General features: G+C 50.1%; 19 protein-coding genes and 1 riboswitch. All 19 genes read right to left on the bottom strand.

What is annotated here, in order from left to right; all coding sequences use genetic code 11:
- Positions 1-19: 19 nt before the first annotated feature.
- Positions 20-454, bottom strand: a complete 435-nt coding sequence (sufU, locus tag MKY22_RS12455) for a Fe-S cluster assembly sulfur transfer protein SufU (protein WP_035406013.1) — start codon at positions 452-454, stop codon at positions 20-22.
- On the bottom strand, positions 444-1,667 hold the full coding sequence (locus MKY22_RS12460) for a cysteine desulfurase (protein ID WP_313122661.1): 1,224 nt from the start codon (positions 1,665-1,667) through the stop codon (positions 444-446). Before MKY22_RS12460 ends, sufU begins: the two co-directional genes overlap by 11 nt.
- 1 nt (position 1,668) lies before the next feature.
- A complete protein-coding gene (gene sufD / locus MKY22_RS12465; RefSeq protein WP_214727859.1) occupies positions 1,669-2,946 on the bottom strand; it encodes a Fe-S cluster assembly protein SufD in 1,278 nt (425 codons plus the stop codon).
- An 18-nt stretch (positions 2,947-2,964) separates the two neighbouring features.
- On the bottom strand, positions 2,965-3,750 hold the full coding sequence (gene sufC / locus MKY22_RS12470) for a Fe-S cluster assembly ATPase SufC (RefSeq protein ID WP_023469158.1): 786 nt from the start codon (positions 3,748-3,750) through the stop codon (positions 2,965-2,967).
- A gap of 133 nt (positions 3,751-3,883) precedes the next feature.
- The gene (locus MKY22_RS12475; protein WP_223040728.1) at positions 3,884-5,134 is read right to left on the bottom strand and encodes an MDR family MFS transporter; all 1,251 of its coding nucleotides are present in this window, start codon (positions 5,132-5,134) and stop codon (positions 3,884-3,886) included.
- Between the two features lie 79 nt (positions 5,135-5,213).
- Positions 5,214-6,047, bottom strand: a complete 834-nt coding sequence (locus MKY22_RS12480; protein WP_341088976.1) for a MetQ/NlpA family ABC transporter substrate-binding protein — start codon at positions 6,045-6,047, stop codon at positions 5,214-5,216.
- 32 nt (positions 6,048-6,079) lie between these two features.
- Positions 6,080-6,745, bottom strand: coding sequence for a methionine ABC transporter permease (locus MKY22_RS12485; protein ID WP_214727833.1), 666 nt, complete (start codon positions 6,743-6,745; stop codon positions 6,080-6,082).
- Positions 6,742-7,764: a methionine ABC transporter ATP-binding protein gene (locus tag MKY22_RS12490; protein ID WP_195864563.1), complete on the bottom strand. Its 1,023-nt coding sequence runs from the start codon at positions 7,762-7,764 to the stop codon at positions 6,742-6,744. Before MKY22_RS12490 ends, MKY22_RS12485 begins: the two co-directional genes overlap by 4 nt.
- A gap of 78 nt (positions 7,765-7,842) precedes the next feature.
- A riboswitch (SAM riboswitch) is annotated at positions 7,843-7,947 on the bottom strand.
- A gap of 57 nt (positions 7,948-8,004) precedes the next feature.
- Positions 8,005-9,171, bottom strand: coding sequence for a bifunctional cystathionine gamma-lyase/homocysteine desulfhydrase (locus MKY22_RS12495; RefSeq protein ID WP_214727831.1), 1,167 nt, complete (start codon positions 9,169-9,171; stop codon positions 8,005-8,007).
- Complete coding sequence (locus MKY22_RS12500; protein WP_214727857.1) at positions 9,164-10,087, bottom strand: PLP-dependent cysteine synthase family protein; 924 nt, start codon at positions 10,085-10,087, stop codon at positions 9,164-9,166. The genes MKY22_RS12495 and MKY22_RS12500 overlap by 8 nt, the downstream gene beginning before the upstream one ends.
- Entirely contained in the window at positions 10,084-10,548 is a 465-nt protein-coding gene (locus MKY22_RS12505) for an S-ribosylhomocysteine lyase (RefSeq protein WP_023469165.1), read from the bottom strand. The genes MKY22_RS12500 and MKY22_RS12505 overlap by 4 nt, the downstream gene beginning before the upstream one ends.
- Positions 10,549-10,551: 3 nt before the next feature.
- Positions 10,552-11,190 carry a class I SAM-dependent methyltransferase gene (locus tag MKY22_RS12510; RefSeq protein WP_341088977.1) on the bottom strand — a complete coding sequence of 213 codons (639 nt, stop codon included), beginning with the start codon at positions 11,188-11,190 and terminating at the stop codon, positions 10,552-10,554.
- Positions 11,191-11,730: 540 nt separating this feature from the next.
- Positions 11,731-12,012, bottom strand: coding sequence for a thioredoxin family protein (locus MKY22_RS12515; protein ID WP_023469167.1), 282 nt, complete (start codon positions 12,010-12,012; stop codon positions 11,731-11,733).
- Positions 12,013-12,110: 98 nt separating this feature from the next.
- Positions 12,111-12,494 carry a glycine cleavage system protein GcvH gene (gene gcvH, locus MKY22_RS12520; RefSeq protein ID WP_290779038.1) on the bottom strand — a complete coding sequence of 128 codons (384 nt, stop codon included), beginning with the start codon at positions 12,492-12,494 and terminating at the stop codon, positions 12,111-12,113.
- A gap of 64 nt (positions 12,495-12,558) precedes the next feature.
- Positions 12,559-12,921 (bottom strand): arsenate reductase family protein, encoded by a 363-nt coding sequence (locus tag MKY22_RS12525; protein ID WP_341088978.1) that lies wholly within the window; start codon positions 12,919-12,921, stop codon positions 12,559-12,561.
- Between the two features lie 34 nt (positions 12,922-12,955).
- Positions 12,956-13,408, bottom strand: coding sequence for a DinB family protein (locus MKY22_RS12530; protein WP_341088979.1), 453 nt, complete (start codon positions 13,406-13,408; stop codon positions 12,956-12,958).
- A 75-nt stretch (positions 13,409-13,483) separates the two neighbouring features.
- On the bottom strand, positions 13,484-15,268 hold the full coding sequence (locus MKY22_RS12535) for an acyl-CoA dehydrogenase family protein (protein WP_023469171.1): 1,785 nt from the start codon (positions 15,266-15,268) through the stop codon (positions 13,484-13,486).
- Positions 15,265-16,455 (bottom strand): acetyl-CoA C-acetyltransferase, encoded by a 1,191-nt coding sequence (locus MKY22_RS12540; protein WP_341088980.1) that lies wholly within the window; start codon positions 16,453-16,455, stop codon positions 15,265-15,267. The genes MKY22_RS12535 and MKY22_RS12540 overlap by 4 nt, the downstream gene beginning before the upstream one ends.
- Positions 16,456-16,472: 17 nt before the next feature.
- Entirely contained in the window at positions 16,473-18,890 is a 2,418-nt protein-coding gene (locus MKY22_RS12545) for a 3-hydroxyacyl-CoA dehydrogenase/enoyl-CoA hydratase family protein (protein WP_341088981.1), read from the bottom strand.
- Positions 18,891-18,996: the final 106 nt, after the last annotated feature.

Here is an 18,996-nt window from a genome sequence, read left to right on the forward strand (position 1 = left end):
ACTTGCTTGTGACCGAAGTTTACTTCCCTTCTTCTACGCCGCGTTCGAGCGCCTTCCAGGCAAGTGTCGCACATTTGATGCGTGCCGGGAATTTCGTGACACCCGAGAGTGCCTCGACGTCCCCGAGGTCGAACGATTCGTCGTCATAGTCTTTTCCTTGGACCATGTCCGAAAAGATATCCGCGAGTCGTAAGGCTTCATCGATAGTCTTACCTTTGACGAGTTGCGTCATCATTGAAGCAGACGCCATGCTGATCGAGCAGCCCTCCCCGTCAAATTTCGCATCACGGACGACATCGTCTTCAATCGCGAGCTGGAGACGAATCGTATCGCCGCACGTCGGATTGTTCATGTCGATCGTGACGCCCCCCTCGATCGCACCGCGATTTCGGGGAGTTTTATAATGATCCATGATCACTTGACGATACAAGTGATCGAGATTGTTAAAATCCATGACTGAAATACTCCTTCGTTTGGCGAAGTCCTGTCACGAGTGCGTCAACCTCTTCTTTCGTGTTGTAGAGATAGAAGCTAGCGCGAGCCGTCGAGCTCGCTCCGAGCCAACGCATCAGGGGCTGTGCACAGTGATGACCGGCGCGAACCGCGATTCCCTGCATATCAAGGACGGTTGCGACGTCATGTGCATGGACATCACCGAGATTGAACGTGACGAGTCCAACGCGTTCTTCCGGACCGTAAATCGTTAGTCCGTCGATGTCACGCATTTGTGCCATCGCGTACTGCGCGAGTTCACGTTCGTGTGCTTCGACGTTCTCTAAACCAATCTCTTCTAAGAAATCAATCGCTGCCGATAAACCAACAGCGCCTGCGATGATCGGTGTACCCGCTTCGAAACGATATGGAGACGGTTTGAACGTCGACTCTTCAAGACCGACGTAATCAATCATTTCGCCACCGAACTCAACAGGTTCCATCGCATTGAGTAATGCCTTTTTCCCGTAAAGGACACCGACGCCTGTCGGACCACACATCTTGTGTGCAGAGAAGGCGAGGAAATCACAATCGAGATCCATGACATTAATCCGTTGATGCGGTGCACTTTGCGCGGCATCGACGATCATGACGGCTCCTCGAGCGTGCGCAAGACGAGCGACTTCTTTGATCGGATTGATTGTCCCGAGAACGTTCGAGACGTGTGCCATCGCGACGATTTTCGTCCGGTCAGACAGTTGTGCTTCGACCGCTTCGACCGTCACGCGACCATCCGCTGTCAAATCAACGTATTTCAACTTCGCTTTTTTGCGTTTAGCGACTTGTTGCCACGGAATGAGATTCGCATGGTGTTCGAGGTACGTGACGACGATTTCGTCGCCTTCTTCGACATGCTCCATACCGTAGCTTGACGCGACGATGTTGATCGCCGTCGTCGTGCCGCGGGTAAAGATAATTTCTTCATGGTGTTGCGCCTGGATGAAACGACGAACGTTCTCACGCGCACCTTCGTACGCATCCGTCGCTCGTGTTCCGAGCGTATGGACGCCACGGTGCACATTCGAATGAATCGTCTTATAGTAGTCGTCAATCGCATTGATGACGACGAGCGGCTTCTGCGAAGAGGCCGCACTATCGAGATAGACGAGTTTCCGGTCGTTGACCTGTTGGTCGAGGATCGGAAACTGATTGCGGATGGATGCATCGATTCCCATATTAGTTTACTTTCCCTTCGATGACTTGAACGAGACGTTCTTTCACCGAGTCAATCGCAAGTTCCGAGACGACCGGCTGGAGGAATCCGTGAACGACGAGGCGTTCTGCTTCCTTCCGTGAAAGGCCACGGCTCATCAAGTAGTAGAGTTGTAGTTCATCGACACGACCGACAGATGCCGCGTGTCCTGCCATGACGTCATCCTCATCGATCAAGAGGATTGGGTTCGCATCACCACGTGCCTTTTCAGACAACATGAGGACACGTTCCGTTTGAACGCCGTTTGATTTCGAAGCGCCGTGATGGATCATCGACGTTCCGTTGAAGATCGATGTTGCTGCGTCTTTTTGGACACCGTGGATTAAGATGAAACCTTCTGATCCTTTACCGAAATGGTCCGTACGGACGTTGAAGTTTTGTTTTTGCTCTCCACGACCGACCGTAACGGCTTTCGTATCTGAGAACGAATCGTTTCCGACGAGGTGTGTTTTTGTTTCTGTAACCGTGTGACCGTCATTCATGTGACCGAGTGCCCATTCGAGCTTCGCGCCTTGTTTGACGACACCGCGACGGTTCATATACGTGATGGCACCCTTAGATAGTGTATCTACACCACCAAAGAGAACTTTTGCGTTGTCTTCGACGAATACTTCTGTGACGACGTTGACGTTATGCGCTTCGTCACCGTAAGAGACGAAGTTTTCGATATACGTCAATTCGCTGTCAGCATCTGCGACGATGATTGCGTGATGGTAAAGGGCAGCGCCTGATTGCTCAAGCGTGTAGATTGCTTGCATCGGTACAGACAGCTTGACGCCTTTTGGTACATAAAGGAACGTACCGCTGTTACGAAGTGCTGCGTTTAATGCCGCAAGACGATCTTCGTTGACTTGAACACCTTCAGTCATGAAGTACTTCTCGACGAGTTCCGGGTGTTGTTTTAATGCGTCTTCGAGCGTCGTGAAGATGACGCCGTTCGCCGCTTCACTGTTTTGCGCGTGGACGAGTTGTCCGTTACGCGTGACGAGCATGTGATCACGGTTTTCGCCGATCAATGCTTCGATATCTGAAGAAAGACCAGTGACGGTTTCAAGTTCCGTCGTACCTTCTGTGAAGTTCCAGCCTTCGATCTTGATTTTTTCTACTTTTGGCAATGCGAGCGTTGGGGCAAGATCAAGCGCGTCTTGACGCTTTGCGACCATCCAAGATGGTTCCCCTAAGCGAGTCGCACGTTCTGCCACTGCCTCGCGATTTACTGCAAGATTCAGTTCTACAGTCATCATGCTTCCTCCCTCGTCTTACGCTTTTGTTTCGATTTCGACGTCTTCGATGCCGAGTTCTTTTTTAACCCAGTCATAACCTTCTGCTTCGAGACGGTGTGCGAGTTCTTTACCACCAGACATGACGATTTTTCCGCCCATCATGATGTGGATGAAGTCTGGCTCGATATAGTTCAAGAGACGTTGATAGTGCGTGATGATCAAGCAGCCGAATTCAGGTGAACGCATTTCGTTGACACCTTTTGCGACGACTTTCAATGCATCGATATCAAGACCTGAATCGATTTCATCGAGAATCGCGATTGCTGGTTTAAGCATCATCATCTGAAGAATTTCGTTACGTTTCTTTTCTCCACCAGAGAAACCTTCGTTGAGGTAACGGTGTGCCATTTCTGAAGGCATCTCGAGAAGTCCCATTTGTGAATCAAGTTCACGGATGAATTTCATGAGTGAGATTTCATCGCCTTCTTCACGACGCGAGTTGATCGCTGAACGAAGGAAGTCTGAGTTCGTGACACCACTGATTTCGCTTGGGTACTGCATTGCGAGGAACATACCAGCTTGTGCGCGTTCATCGACTTCCATGTCGAGAACGTCTTCGCCGTCGAGTGTGACTGAACCAGATGTCACTTCGTACGATGGGTGACCCATCAATGCTGATGCGAGTGTTGATTTACCTGTCCCGTTTGGTCCCATGACCGCGTGGATTTCCCCGCCTTTGATTTCCAAGTTGACGCCTTTCAAGATTTCCTTGCCGTCGATCGCGACGTGTAGATCTTCAATCTTCAAGTGTGAAGCCTTCATGTTAGAATCCCTCCATCTATTCATTTCGTGACTGACGATTCAGAACACGAGCGTTACTAATTTAGTATCATTCTAATCTTAAAGAAACATGGCGTATTATTCAAGCGTCATCGCTCGTTGTTTTTTCTCAAAATCACGCGTTTTGTTGAGAATCATTCGAAAGTTTCACCGGTTCCTCGAGTTCCTCGATCGTCGAAGCCCGATGAATCCGTTGTGACAGTAAGAGCAGTGGTATTCCGAATAATGTCAAGCCCGCTAATATCCCGAAAATCGGTAACGGACGGTCCGCTCCATATAAACTTAACAAATGTCCTCCGGCGATCGGACCGATTGATTGTCCGATCGACGTCAAGCCCATCGCTCCGAAATAACTACCCCGTAATTCCGGCTTCGCGAACCGATCGGTCAAGATGTCGGTCATCGTGAACATCATGACTTCCCCGCACGTGAAAATGAACATCGCGACGATCATCAACCAGATCGCGTTCGCATTTCCCATGATGAACAATCCGATCGCAACAGTCGCAATCCCGGTCGTGATCGAGACGAGTGGTGACGTCTTCATACCAAACTTCATGATCGGATATTGGACGATTAAGACGGTGATCGCATTGATCGTGATCAAGATCGCATAGAGTGTCTTACCGCCTTCAAGGAGTGACGTCTCCGTCAAGAACTGTGGCAAGGTCGAGTTGAACTGGCTGTAGCCAAAGACGCCGAAGATGATGCCGGCAAGTGCCAGTGTAAAGGCGATATCCGTCCGCAACAGACGAACCGTTGCTCCAAACGACACCTTTTTCCCACCATGCGTCTCGGTGATCGGATGGCGTTTGAATAAGATACCAATCATCACCCCGTACACGATATAGACGAACGCCGTGATGTAAAACGTCGCGGACGTGTTCCCTGCACTCAGCAGTAAAGCGATTCCCGGTCCGATCGCTGCTGCGATGTTGATCATCGCGTAACGGATATTGAAGACGAACAACCGGTTCGCTTCATCCGTCGTATCACTGATCAAGGCACGAGCAGATGGCTCGAAGATTGAGCGACAGACCCCGTTCAAGGCACTGAGCGTAAAGAATGCCCAGAACGTCTCGACTTGTGCCAGCGCGATGAAGACGATCGCGAATCCGATCGTTCCGGCAAGCATCATCGCCCGGCGACCATACCGATCCGACAAGGTACCACCGATGAAACTCATAATGAGGCTGGCGATCGCTGAGATACTGAGGACCCAGCCGACATCGACCGGATCAAACTTCAAGACGGTCGTCATGTAGATGGCGAAGAACGGCATCGTGATGAACGTTCCGAGACGCGAGAAAAACGTCCCGAACAAGACCCCGAGTGTCAACGGATGCAGTTGACGAATGCGTTGCATATGATTCCCCCTAACCCCTGTTTCAGACAAATGAAAAGCATCCTTCCATTATATAGGAAGGATGCCGGATTCGGTAAACTTATTTGCTGACTGGAACGACTGCACCTTTGTACTTGTCGAGGATCCAATCTTGGTTTTTCTTTTCGTGCAAGACATCGAGAAGTGTCGTGACACGCTTGTCTTTCTCATCGCCGTCACGTGTGACGATGATGTTGACGTATGGTGACGACTCATCTTCCGAAGCGATCGCGTCTTTCAATGGGTTCAGACCGTTATCGATCGCATAGTTCGTGTTGATGAGGACGGCGTCACCTTCATTGTTTTTGTAAGCTTGCGGAAGAAGTGAAGCTTCGATGTTCGTCTTGAACTTGAGTTTCTTCGGGTTCTCTGCGATATCACCGAGTTGTGCATCTGTCGTTTTACCGTCTTTAAGCTTGATCAACCCTTCGTTTTGAAGGAACGTCAAGACACGACCGCGTTCCGCGACGTTTGAGCTCGTTAAGATCGTTGCACCGTTTGGCAACTTATCGAGTGACTTGTATTTCTTCGAGTAGATACCGAGTGGTTCAACGTGGACGCCACCTGCGTTCGCAAACTTATACGATTTGTTTTCTTTCTCTTGTTGCTCAAGATACGGTACGTGCTGGAAGTAGTTCGCATCGATTTCTTTTGAAGCGAGCGCTTTGTTCGGAAGTACGTAATCTTGGAACTTCTTGATTTCAAGCTTGTAACCTTTTGCTTCGTATTCTTTTTTGACGTGCTCAAGAATCTTAGCGTGCGGTACGTTTGAAGCACCGATGACGAGTGTTTTGTCGTCGCTACCTGATCCTGATGATTTTTCGCCACATGCAGCAAGGCTGATTGCTAAAACGGATACAGCGGCAGTACCTACGAATTTTTTCCAAACTTTCATGAATGATTCCTCCAATATGAATAAAATTTGAATTAACGTTTATCGATCGCACGGATCAGCAAATCACCAATGATTTGGATGACGAAGACGATCGCTAAGATTAAGAGTGTCGCAATGACGATGACATCGTTTTGAGAACGCTGGAATCCTTCGATGAAGGCCATGTCCCCAAGTCCACCTCCGCCGACTACTCCGGCCATTGCCGTATAACCGACAAGTGAGACGAGTGTGACCGTGATACCAGAAACGATGGCAGGCAATGCTTCTGGGATTAAGACTTTATAGATGATTTGGAACTTCGTCGCGCCCATCGATTCCGCTGCCTCGATGACACCTTTATCGACTTCGCGTAACGCGAGTTCAACCATCCGACCGTAAAATGGTGCAGCACCGAAAATCAGTGCCGGTAATGCTGCCGTTGGTCCGAGGAACGAACCGACGATCGCTGTCGTAAATGGAATCAATAAGATCAGTAAGATGATGAACGGAATCGAACGGAAGACGTTGACGATCAAGCTCAACACTGAATAGAACGCCCGATTCTTGAACAATAACTCTTCGTTTGTCGCATACAATAGTAAACCAATGATCAAACCGAGAACGAATGTTGAAAACCCAGCGATTGCCGTCATATAGACGGTACTGCCTGTCGCTTCCCACACCATGTCCCAATCTAGGTTGTCAAAGAATGAAATCATCGGTGATCCACCTCCACTTCAACATCACTGGCTTGAAGCTTCGTGATGACCGCTTGTGTTGCTGCTGTTTCCCCGATCAACTGAATGAACAGTGTACCGAGTGCCCCTTCCTGTGATTGACCGACGTTTCCGCCGATGATGTTGAACAGGACCGGTGAATCCTTCATGACTTCCGCGAGGATCGGGCTTTCCGCTGTTGATCCGACGAACGTCAACTGAACGATTTTTCCGGTTGGGTACCGTTCGCGTAGTTTCGCGAACGTCAACTCGTTTTCCGAAGGCGACGTCAATTGTTTGACGAACTCCTTCGTCATCGCTTGCTTCGGATGACGGAAGACCTCTGCGACCGGTCCTTGCTCGACGATTTTACCGGCTTCCATGACGGCGACCCGGTGACAGATTTTTTGAATGACGTGCATCTCGTGTGTGATCAAGACGATCGTCAGTTTCAGTTTTTCATTGATGTCAACGAGTAACTCAAGGATTGAGTCCGTCGTCTTCGGATCGAGTGCACTTGTTGCCTCGTCACATAAGAGAACGTCCGGGTTCGATGCCAGTGCCCGAGCGATACCGACACGTTGTTTTTGACCACCGGATAATTGTGACGGATAGGCTTTTTCGCGTCCGTCCAAACCAACGAGTTGGATCAGTTCCGCTACCCGTTCCTTGCGGTGTGCTTTCGGGAAGCCACCGAGCTCGAGTGGGAACATGATGTTCTCTTCAACTGTTCGTGACCACAATAAGTTGAAATGTTGGAAGACCATCGAGACATTCTTACGGACGCCTCGTAATTCCTTTGGTTTTAGTGATGTCATTTCAACACCATCGATTTGGATCGAACCACTCGTTGGTGCTTCAAGCATATTCAGCAATCGGATCAAGGTCGATTTCCCTGCTCCGGAATAACCGATTATTCCAAAAATTTCACCGCGTTCGATTGTCAGATCGACATTCGCGACAGCTTCGACCGCTCCGCGCTTTGAGCGATAAATCTTTCCTACGTCTTGTAAACGAATCACAACTGTCCCTCCTAAAATAAAAAAAGTGCGCGCGTTTTAGAGCAAACGCGCGCACTTTTCAGTACACAAAACCATTTGCTCTCATCTCCCAGACTTTTGTCTGCTGGAATTAGCACCACTTCGGATTAGATCCGCGGTTGCCGGGTTTCATCGGGCCAGTCCCTCCACCACTCTCGATAAGAGTTTCGGTATTAAGTTTGTAGAATATATTCTGAATATTAGCAGGGGTTATTTTTGTTGTCAAACAGTTTTTTCAGAAACTTTTTCGAGGAACGTGAAAGCACGTGTTAAGTCTTCTTTCAAATCTTCCGCGTCCTCAAGTCCAACTGAAATCCGAACGAGACCGTCTGTGATGCCGAGTTCTGCCCGACGCTCTGCTGGGATCGACGCGTGCGTCATCCGTGCCGGAACGGAAATCAGACTCTCGACGGCACCAAGACTCTCAGCAAGTGTGAAGAAGTGTGTCGCCTCGACGAGTTTTTCTGCATTCGCTGCTGAACCAACATCAAAGCTGATCATCCCACCAAACCCAGTCGCTTGTTTCGCTTGGATGTCGTGACCAGGATGCGATGCAAGTCCCGGGTAGAAGATGTTTGAGACAATATCTTGCGCTTGTAGGAACGCAACGAGATCATGTGCTGTCTCTTCGATCGCATCCATCCGGATACCGAGTGTACGAAGACCACGGACGAGCAAGAAGCTGTCTTGCGGTCCAAGTACGCCGCCTGTCGAGTTTTGGATGAAGTGAAGCTCTTCGCCGAGCGCATCATCTTTGACGACGACAAGTCCAGCGACGACGTCCGAGTGTCCGCCGATGTATTTTGTTGCACTGTGCAAGACGATGTCTGCACCAAGCGCGAGTGGTTGTTGATGATATGGAGTCGCGAACGTGTTGTCGACGACGAGTTTAAGATCGTGACGTTTGGCAATCGTTGCGATGGCTGCGATGTCCGTTACTTTCAACAACGGGTTCGTCGGTGTTTCGACGTAGACGATCTTCGTGTTGTCTTGGATCGCTGCTTCCGTCGCTGCAAGGTCCGTCGTATCGACGAATGTCACTTGGATGTTGAACTTTGGTAAGACGCGTTGCATCAAGCGGAACGTACCACCGTAGACGTCATCCGTCATGACGATGTGGTCGCCAGACTCAAGCAAGTGGAAGACGGCATGGATCGCTGCCATCCCAGAACCGAAGGCAAAACCACGTGCGCCGCCCTCGAGATCCGCAATCAATCGTTCGATGCTCGTCCGTGTTGGGTTCGCTGTCCGTGAGTATTCGTATCCGTCCTTAAGTTGACCGATTTTATCCTGCTTGTATGTGCTTGTTTGATAGATCGGAGGTGTGACGGCTCCTGTTGCCCGGTCGACACCTGTTCCTCCATGAATCAATGCTGTCTTCTTACGCATGAGTTTCGTCCACCTTTTCAAAGATTTGTTGGCTTAAGTAGCGTTCGGCACTGTCTGCGAAGACGGTGACGATCGTACTGCCGGGGTGACGCTTCGCGATATCAAGCGCAGCAACGAGCGCTGCACCTGCTGAACTACCAACGAGTAATCCTTCGCGAGCAGCGAGTGTATGAACCGCGTCAAATGCATCGCGGTCAGAAATCGTATGAATCTCGTCGACGAGTTCACGCGGAACGAGACTTGGCCATTTCGCTGTTCCAATGCCTTCTGTCTTATGCGGACCGGCTGGACCACCATTTAAGACGGAGCCTTCCGGTTCGACGATCGCTGCTTTTGTACCGAGACGTTGTTTTAAGAAGTCCGCTGTTCCGGCGAACGTACCACCTGAACCACAACCGGCAACGAACCAGTCGATGTGCGGCAAGTCCGCAATCAGCTCAGGACCGAGTGTCCGCTGATACGTGACTGGGTTCTCTTCGTTTTCGAATTGTAACGGAACGTAACTGTTCGGAATTTCCTGACCGAGTTCTTTTGCCCGGTCGATAGCCCCTTGCATATCGAGTTCAGTCGGCGTGTTGACGACGGTTGCGCCGAGTGCCCGCATCAACGTCTGTTTTTCCTGACTGAATTTTTCCGGAACGACACAGATGACTTGAAGATTGTATTTTTTAGCGGCGAGCGCCAAGCCGATGCCGGTATTCCCGGCTGTCGGCTCAATGATCGTACCGCCTGGTGTCACATGTCCGTTTTCGATTGCTGCATCAACGAGTTGAATGCCAAGGCGGTCTTTGACGCTGCCCCCAGGGTTCATCCATTCGAGCTTCGCCAAAATGCGCGTACCAGCAGGCAAATCGAATGAAGTGATCTCGTAGAGTGGTGTGTTTCCGACGAGGTCGCGGACGTTGTTCGCGATCATCCGAAGACGATGTCCCATTCATCACGACCGGCAAGCATTTTCTCGGCATAGTGCTTCGCTCCTTTGAGGTCATGTGCGCTCGCAAATCCACATTGGACTTCGTTTTGCGCTGGAATCTCCTCTGCTGCAAGGACGTCTTTCAACGTCTTCTCAACGAGTTCGCTCATTTTTTCGACAGAGTCGAAGTTCATCATCGCCATGTAGAAACCTGTTTGGCATCCCATCGGCGAGACATCGATGACATCATCCGAGTAGTTGCGGATGTTTTCAGCAAGTAAGTGCTCGAGTGTGTGCATCGCACGCATCGGCATTTGCTCAACGTTTGGTTGTGTGAAACGGATATCGTATTTGACGACTTGGTCGACTTTACCTTCTTTATAACCCGCGACACGGATATAAGGTGCTTTGACTTTCGTGTGATCCAGGTTAAAGCTTTCGACGTTCATTTTTTGAAGTGCCATGATTTATTCCCCCATTTTCTCGGCTTCTACGAGCCAGACGAAGTGATTGTATTGTGTGAAGTTAACAGTGAATCCCCGTACTGTAAACAATTCTTCCATGACTGGAATCAACGGGTAAAACTCGCGTTCGAGATCGTCCGCTAACGCATCGAACCCTTGAGCGCGTGCTTCGCGAATCGTTTGCAGGCGTGCCTCTTCTGAGACGAACATCGTATCCGCGTAGACGATTTTTCCGTCTGCCGGTAAATGTGATGCCATCAGTTCGATTGCTTCTCCCTTTTCCTCATCTTTTAGATGATGAAACGCATACGTCGAAACAAAACTGCGTGCTTCCTTCGCCTCGAACGAGAGGAAGTGACCATCCTGTACATCAAGCGACGGAATCTTTTCCGTCAGGATTGCCCGCATCTCCGGACTTGGTTCGACGGCGAGTACGGCGTCGTGACGTGCCAGAAGACGTTGTGTCAGGTTCCCTGTGCCTGCTCCGAATTCAATGACCGGCGACTGCGCTTTATCCGCTACTGTATCCAAAATCTCATCGTATCGACGAAAAACCTCTTTATACTCCGGATCATGTCCGGTTACTGTCTCGTCATACGTTGATGCCCATTCTGTGAAAACATCCATAAAACGTACTGTCATGCCTTGTCGTCCTCCATCTCACCAGTTAATTCCGAGTAATCGGATATGAATTAAAGTAATTTTCCTTATTCGCATTGTAGCAAGGAGATTCTATCCTGGCAAGCGACCGGCTCGAAAAAACTTCCAGAAAACAAAAAAAAGGCGTTGCCGGCGAACCGACAACACGAATAATGTGGTTAGAAATGCTACGAAGGAAAACCCAGCTCCATTCGGAATTGTTCGCTCTTCCGCGTGGAGGACGGCGCCTGTTCGACATGATCGCCAGCTTACGTTCACTTCCTGATCGGTCCTTTCGATCCACCACCCGTTCATTGCACCGCTTCGTCTTTGGGGGACGACTTAAGGGGAAACAATACACCGGCTTAGGATGGGAGAAAGGGTTCAGGACTTGAATCGTATTGAACGATCATCTCTGCTAGACTTCCTATAATGCATTTCTAGAAGTTGTTATGAATATACCATTCATATTTCTGCGTTGTCAACGGATTATTGTAAATATTCCGACAATTTAACAAAAAGAAAAATCCAATCGGACTTTTCTTACCGTTCTTGACAGAAAGCAAAGACGTTTTGGACAGACTGGAAAGCATAAAGTCGCTCTACGACTTGGTTTTCTTCAATTCGCAACAACGCAGGAACACTCATGACACGGGCTTCTTCTAAGAAATCCGGAATGAAATTCCCGTTCGCCTTCTGAATCGATTGACCTGATTCCGTCGCTTCGACGATATCGAGCATACGTTCCGCGATGGCGCATGTCCCGCACATCGGTGCATAGACATACAATAGCCCGTTTTCTGGGACGGTCGTGACTTCTTGCATCGGGGTCGCTCCTTTCTTCGTGGTATCTGTCGTCAGTATACAAAAAAAAGAGAGCGGACGAAACGCAAGCGCCTCGTTCACTCTCTTTTCGTTAAGTATTACTCGTTGATCATCGATTTGTATGCTGCAGCATCCATCAATGCTTCGACTTGTGAAGCATCTTCGATTTCGATGTCGACCATCCAAGCGCCTTCGAATGGTGACTCGTTGACGAGTTCTGGGGAATCCGAAAGGTTTTCGTTGATGGCAACGACTTTACCAGAGATCGGTGCGTATAATTCCGAGACTGTCTTGACCGACTCGACTGAACCGAATGGCTCGTTTGCTGAGATCGTATCCCCGACTTCAGGCAATTCGACGAAGACGATATCCCCGAGTTCGTGTTGCGCGAAATCCGTGATTCCGATACGCGCCTTGTTTCCTGATACTTCGACCCATTCATGTTCTTCCGAATAGCGTAAGTTGTCTTTTACTTTACTCATTTCCGATTCCCCCTGTGGACTAATTTGGACTAACGTGTTCAGTATACCAAAATCGCCTCTGAACTTAATACCATTTTCCTTGATACATTTCTTCTTTAAAGCCAATCGTGACGTCTTTCCCGTCTGTGACAATCGGACGCTTCAACAACATGCCGTCACTTGCGAGCAACTTGTATTGCTCGTCTTCCGATAACGTGGGAAGTTTGTCCTTGATTCCTTGCGAACGATACGATTGACCGCTCGTGTTGAAGAATTTCTTCAGTGGCTCTCCACTCTTTTGATGAAGTTCCTGAATCGTCGTTGCAGATGGTGTCTCCTCGACAATATGTTTGTAATCCACTTCGACACCGTGCTGTTCGAGTGCTTTTTTTGCTTTGACGCACGTACTACATTTCGGATAGCCGTACATCGTGACTGTTTTTGTCATGTTTCTCACCTCACCTTCAAGAGTAGCAGATGGATCACTTCTGCTTCAAGCGTGCGAGCGCCCTGTCAATCTGATCTTGATGATGGGCGTCATGGGCAACGAACGATTCGACGAATTCTTGCGGTCGGAAATTCTCATAGGTCGCCGCAAATTGCTCATCAGACAGACGATTGAGGTGATCGACGATATCACGCCGGACGCTGATCGCTTTTTTTAACAAAGCAAGCGGATCGATATGATGCGCATATTCGACCGCCAGTCGATTGAACTGATCAAAATCCGTCTCGACCAGTGTCAGCGGTTCATCCGGTAACTTCGAGATGGCATGATCGTAATAAAACCGGTCCCATAAATAGAGGTGGCTGACGCACTCAAGGACAGTCCACTTGTTAAGGGCAAGCGGCAGATCCCATTCTTCCGGCGACAAACGTTCAAGGGATTGATAGTAGGCAATCGCAAATTGCAGTTCAACCAATTCTTGGCGCATCTCGTTTTCCTCCTCCAACCAAAAACTTCGCCTTTACAGAGATTTTCCCTGCAAAGGCGAAGCGGTAAACCTGACTTAGACCGTATATTTGTTTGACTCGATGAGGCGTTTTGCGATGTCGCGTTTCGTACCGATGACGTTGATCGGCTGGTAACGGCTGAATTTTTTGAGTGCCGAGAGCAACATCCGGAGTTCGTCGCCGCTTGCTGCCGCGTAGAGTGTCTCTTTCGCATCACGCTCGACAGCTTCGAACGCTTGTTGTGCGAAGACTTCCGTGTAACGGACTTTCAGTTCGCTCTTCTCGATTCCTTTGTCGGCAATCGCTTTGTCCGTCCGGACGATTGCTGACTCCAGCGCATAGATCGCACTCATGATGTCAGCTGTATTCGCTAAAATCTCTTGCTCGCCTTGGAGTTTGTCCTGGTATTTCTGGACCGCTGTTCCGGCAGTCAACAAGAAGATCTTCTTCATCATCGCGAGTAAGTGGCGTTCGCGATCAAGTGGTGCTGTTCCGATTTCTGTCGGCATGAAGCTCATCACTTCTTGTTGCAGACGCTGTGCTTCCGCAAGCAACGGCAACTCGCCTTTCATCGCTTTCTTCAGCAACGTTCCTGGAACGAGAAGACGGTTGATCTCGTTCGTTCCTTCGAAGATCCGGTTGATCCGTGAATCGCGGTACATGTTCTCGACTTCATATTCTGCCATGAAGCCGTAACCACCGTGAATCTGAACCGCTTCATCGATGACATAATCAAATGTTTCCGAAGCAAAGACTTTGTTCATCGAGCATTCAATCGCATACTCCGCGATGGCATCGGCGATTTTCTTACCGTCTTTGCTCTCTTCTTCCGACAGCTGATCAAGGCTATCTTGGAACAAACCACCCGTCCGGTAGACTGAGCTTTCCATCGCATACGTCTGTGCTGCCATCGTCGCGAGTTTTTCTTGAATCAATGGGAACGAGCTGATTGGTGTTTTGAACTGCTTACGTTCATTCGAGTACTGGACTGCGAGATCAATTGCTCGTTTTGAAGAACCGACAGCACCGACAGCGAGTTTGTAACGACCGACGTTCAAGATATTGAAGGCGATGACGTGGCCGCGTCCGATCTCACCGAGGACGTTATCGACTGGTACTTCTGCATCTTGTAAGATCAATGTCCGTGTCGATGACCCTTTGATCCCCATCTTCTGTTCCTCGACGCCTGTCGAGACGCCTGGATACGATCCTTCGACGAGGAAGGCTGTGAACTTGTCACCGTCGATTTTTGCGTAGACGACGAACAAGCTTGCAAAACCAGCGTTCGTGATCCATTGTTTTTCACCGTTCAGGATATAGTGTGTCCCTGCTTCATTCAAGACAGCTGTCGTTTTGGCACCGAGGGCATCCGAACCAGAGCCTGGCTCCGTCAATGCATAAGAAGCGATCCACTCCCCTGAAGCGAGTTTCGGCAAGTATTTATGCTTTTGCTCTTCGTTACCGAAGAAGACGATTGGCAACGAACCGATTCCGACGTGTGCGCCGTAGCTGAGGGCGAATGAACGACCACGTGCGAACTTTTCCGTAATGATTGAAGACGAAATCTTATCCATCTGATAGCCGCCGTATGCTTCCGGAACGTCTGCACCGAGTAGACCTAATTCGCCTGCTTCACGGAGGAGACCGACTGATAATTCGAACTCGTGTTTTTCGATTCGGTCAAGGACAGGAACGACACGATCTTCGACGAACTTCGCTGTCATGTCACCGACCATTTTGTGTTCTTCCGAGAAATCCTCTGGTGTGAAGAGACGTTCTGGTGCTAACTCATCTAATACGAAACTGCCACCTTTGATTAATTCGTTTGTCGTTTGGCTCATTGTCCTGTTCCTCCTTCAACTAGTTCGAATACACCTGCTGCGCCCATTCCGCCACCGATACACATCGAGACGACACCATACTGGACATTCCGGCGTTTCATTTCATGCAAGAGTGTCAATGTGAGTTTTGTTCCTGTACAACCGAGGGGGTGACCGAGGGCGATCGCTCCACCGTTGACGTTGACGATGTCTTCGTTTAATCCAAGCTCGCGGATGACACCGAGTGACTGCGAAGCGAACGCTTCGTTCAACTCGATCAATCCGACGTCCTCAAGCGTGATGCCTGCGAGGTCCAGTGCCTTCGGAATCGCGACGACTGGTCCGATCCCCATCACTTCCGGACGGACACCACCGACCGCGAACGATTTGAACTTACCGAGAATCGGTAACCCTTGGCGTTCTGCTTCTTCTCGTTCCATGACGAGGACAGCTGCGGCACCGTCTGACGTCTGCGAAGAGTTCCCTGCTGTGACGCTGCCGCCGAGGCTGAACGCTGGGCGAAGTTTTGCAAGACCTTCCGGTGACGAATCCGGGCGAACGCCTTCATCGTGTTCGACGACGAATGTCTTCTCTTCGATTTTCAGTTCATCATTGACGAATTGTTCCGTCACCGTTACCGGGATGATCTCGTCTGCGAACTTACCGGCTGCGATTGCGGCCGCTGCTTTTTGGTGACTCTTCAACGCAAACGCATCTTGATCTTCCCGTGAGACATTGTAGGTCGCAGCGACTTGCTCCGCTGTATGCCCCATGCTCATGTAGTACTCTGGTGCCGTGTCGACGATCGACGGATTAGGTCGGACGACGTGACCTGGCATCGGGACTTGACTCATCGATTCGAGTCCACCGGCGACGACAGCGGTTGCTTGCCCCGTCATGATCTTCATTGCCGCGTCAGCGATCGATTGTAATCCACTTGAGCAATACCGGTTGATCGTGATCGCCGGTACCTCATGGGATAATCCACCGAGGACTGAAGCATAGCGAGCGATGTTCATCCCCTGCTCTGCTTCAGGTAAGGCACATCCGAGGATGACGTCATCGACCGCTCCCGTGTAGCCGGACCGTTTCAACGTTTCCTGGATGGCGATGCCTGCTAATTCATCTGAGCGCATTGACTTGAATGCGCCCTTTTTTGCTTTTCCGACCGGTGTTCGTGCACCGGCGACGATTACTGCTTCCTTCATCCGAATCCCCCCAGTCCTCAGTTACGAAGCGGCTTGCCTTTGACGAGCATGTGCTGCATCCGTTGTTGTGTCTTCATCTCACCGATCAGGCTCAAGAAGGCTTCCCGTTCGATGTCGAGCATATATTGTTCATCGACGTGGCTACCGAAGGCGACGTTTCCACCGGCGATGACGTGTGCGAGTTTACTGGCGATTTTTAAGTCATGCTCCGAGATATACCCGCCGTAGAACATTTCGCGTGTTGCGAGTTCAAGCGTCGCTTTCCCCGCACGACCGACGACTGGAATCTTCGCTTTCGCGGGTGCCGTATAGCCAGTCCGGTCGAGTTCGAGGACGAGTTGTTTCGCATCATACGTCAAGTGATCGCGGTTCATCGAGATCTGATCAACGGAGCGGACATATCCGAGTTCCCGCGCTTCAAAGGCTGATTTTGAGACTTTTGCCATCGCGACGTTCTCGAACGTTTTTTGCGCTGCTTTCTCGATGTTGACGAGTCCGTCCGGTGTGTTTTCTAGCAGTCGACGGTACGTGTTGACGTTTCCGCCACCTCCCGGAATCAGACCGACACCGACTTCGACGAGACCCATGTACGTTTCAAGACCAGCTTGCAGACGAGCTGCCGGAAGCGAGATCTCTGTACCGCCACCAAGCGTCATTCCTTGTGGGGCAGCGACGATCGGACGCGATGCGTAGCGAATCTTTTGAATCGATTGTTGGAACTTGTTGATGATCCAGTCGAGCTCGAACCAGTTCTCATCTTCCGCTTCCATCAGCATCATCGCTAGGTTCGCACCGACACAGAAGTTCTTGCCATCGTTTGCGATGACGAGACCGCGGTGATTTTTCTCGACGAGATCGACCGACTGTTCAATCATCTGCATGATGTCGACACCGATTGCATTGCTCTTCGATGTGAACTCGAGGACTGCGATGTCGTCGCCGATATCAAGCAAGCGTGCTCCGTTGTTCTCAAGTAAAACACCGTTTGACTTCCGGACGTCGCGGAGTCGGATCTCCTTCGGATTGACCGTTGCTCCGACGTAGTCTTTCGTTGCAACGTCATAATGACGACCGGACGCATCATAGAAGCTCGTTTTTCCTGCTGCGAGCATCTCATCGACCCATGCCGGTACTGCGTAACCGTCTTGTTTCATCTTTGCGACCGTCTTCTCGACACCGAGTGCGTCCCATGTCTCGAACGGTCCCATCTTCCAACCGAAGCCCCATTTCATTGCTTCGTCGATCGCTTTGATGTCGTCTGCGATTTCTCCCGTCAGCTGAGCCGAGTAGAGCAATGTTTTCGCATGGATCGGCCAGAGTAAGGCACCGACACGATCTTGTGCGAAGACGACGGCTTTCAGTTTGTTTTTTGCGCCCGGAAGTGCTTTGGCTTGTCCGATCGACGGTTCAGTAAGCGCTTTCTTTTCGACGTACTCAAATGTCTCGAGATCAAGTTCAAGGATCTGTTTTCCGACTTTCTTATAGAAGCCTTGACCTGTCTTCGCACCAAGTGCTCCTTGTTCGACAAGGTGACGCATTTCAGCCGGAACCGCGAACGTCTCCTTCTCTTCGCCTTCTGGCAACAAGTCATAGACGTTGTTTGCAACATGAACGAACGTGTCGATGCCGACGACGTCGAGTGTCCGGAACGTCGCTGACCCTGGGCGACCAAGGAGTGGGCCTGTGACCGAATCGACCTCCCCGATCGAATAGCCACCTTTTTTCATCTCATCCATTGTCACGAGGAGACCGTATGTCCCGATCCGGTTGCCGATGAAGTTCGGTGTGTCCTTCGCGATGACGACGCCTTTTCCGAGTCGTTCCTCAGCGAATTGTTTCATGAAGTCGACGACACGTGGATCCGTGTCTGACGTCGGAATCAACTCAAGCAACTTCAGATAACGTGGTGGGTTAAAGAAGTGTGTCCCAAGGAAACGACGGTTGAACGATTCCGAGCGTCCTTCACGCATCGCTTCGATCGAGATGCCCGATGTATTCGAGCTGACGATCGCGTCTTCCCGAATGAACGGTTCGATCGTTTTAAACAATTGCTGTTTGACATCGAGTCGTTCGACGACGACTTCAACGATCCAGTCTGCTTCTTTTAGACGCTCTAAATCGTCTTCTAAGTTTCCGACCTCGATGAAGTCGATCAATTTTTTCGATGCGAGTGGTGCTGGATTTTGTTTCAAGAGTTTTTCGCGATTATCGCGTGCGATGCGGGAGCGGACGCGCGGATCACTCAGCGTCAAGCCCTGCTTCTCTTCTTGTGCTGTAAGTTCTTTTGGTACGATATCAAGCATCAATGTCCGTATGCCAGCATTCGCAAGATGTGCTGCGATGCCCGCACCCATCACCCCTGAACCGATGATGACGGCGAATTGGATGTGTTTCGTCAACTGGATTGTGGTCGGCTGACCGATTTGACTCGCCATGATATACCCCCTGATTTTAAATTGAATGAACAACCATTCATTATACTGACAAAAAAAGAAGCCGAACGACTTTGGTGTGCTTCTTCTACATCTTCATCATAAATGA

This window comes from Exiguobacterium sp. FSL W8-0210, assembly GCF_038006045.1.
GTDB lineage: Bacteria > Bacillota > Bacilli > Exiguobacteriales > Exiguobacteriaceae > Exiguobacterium_A.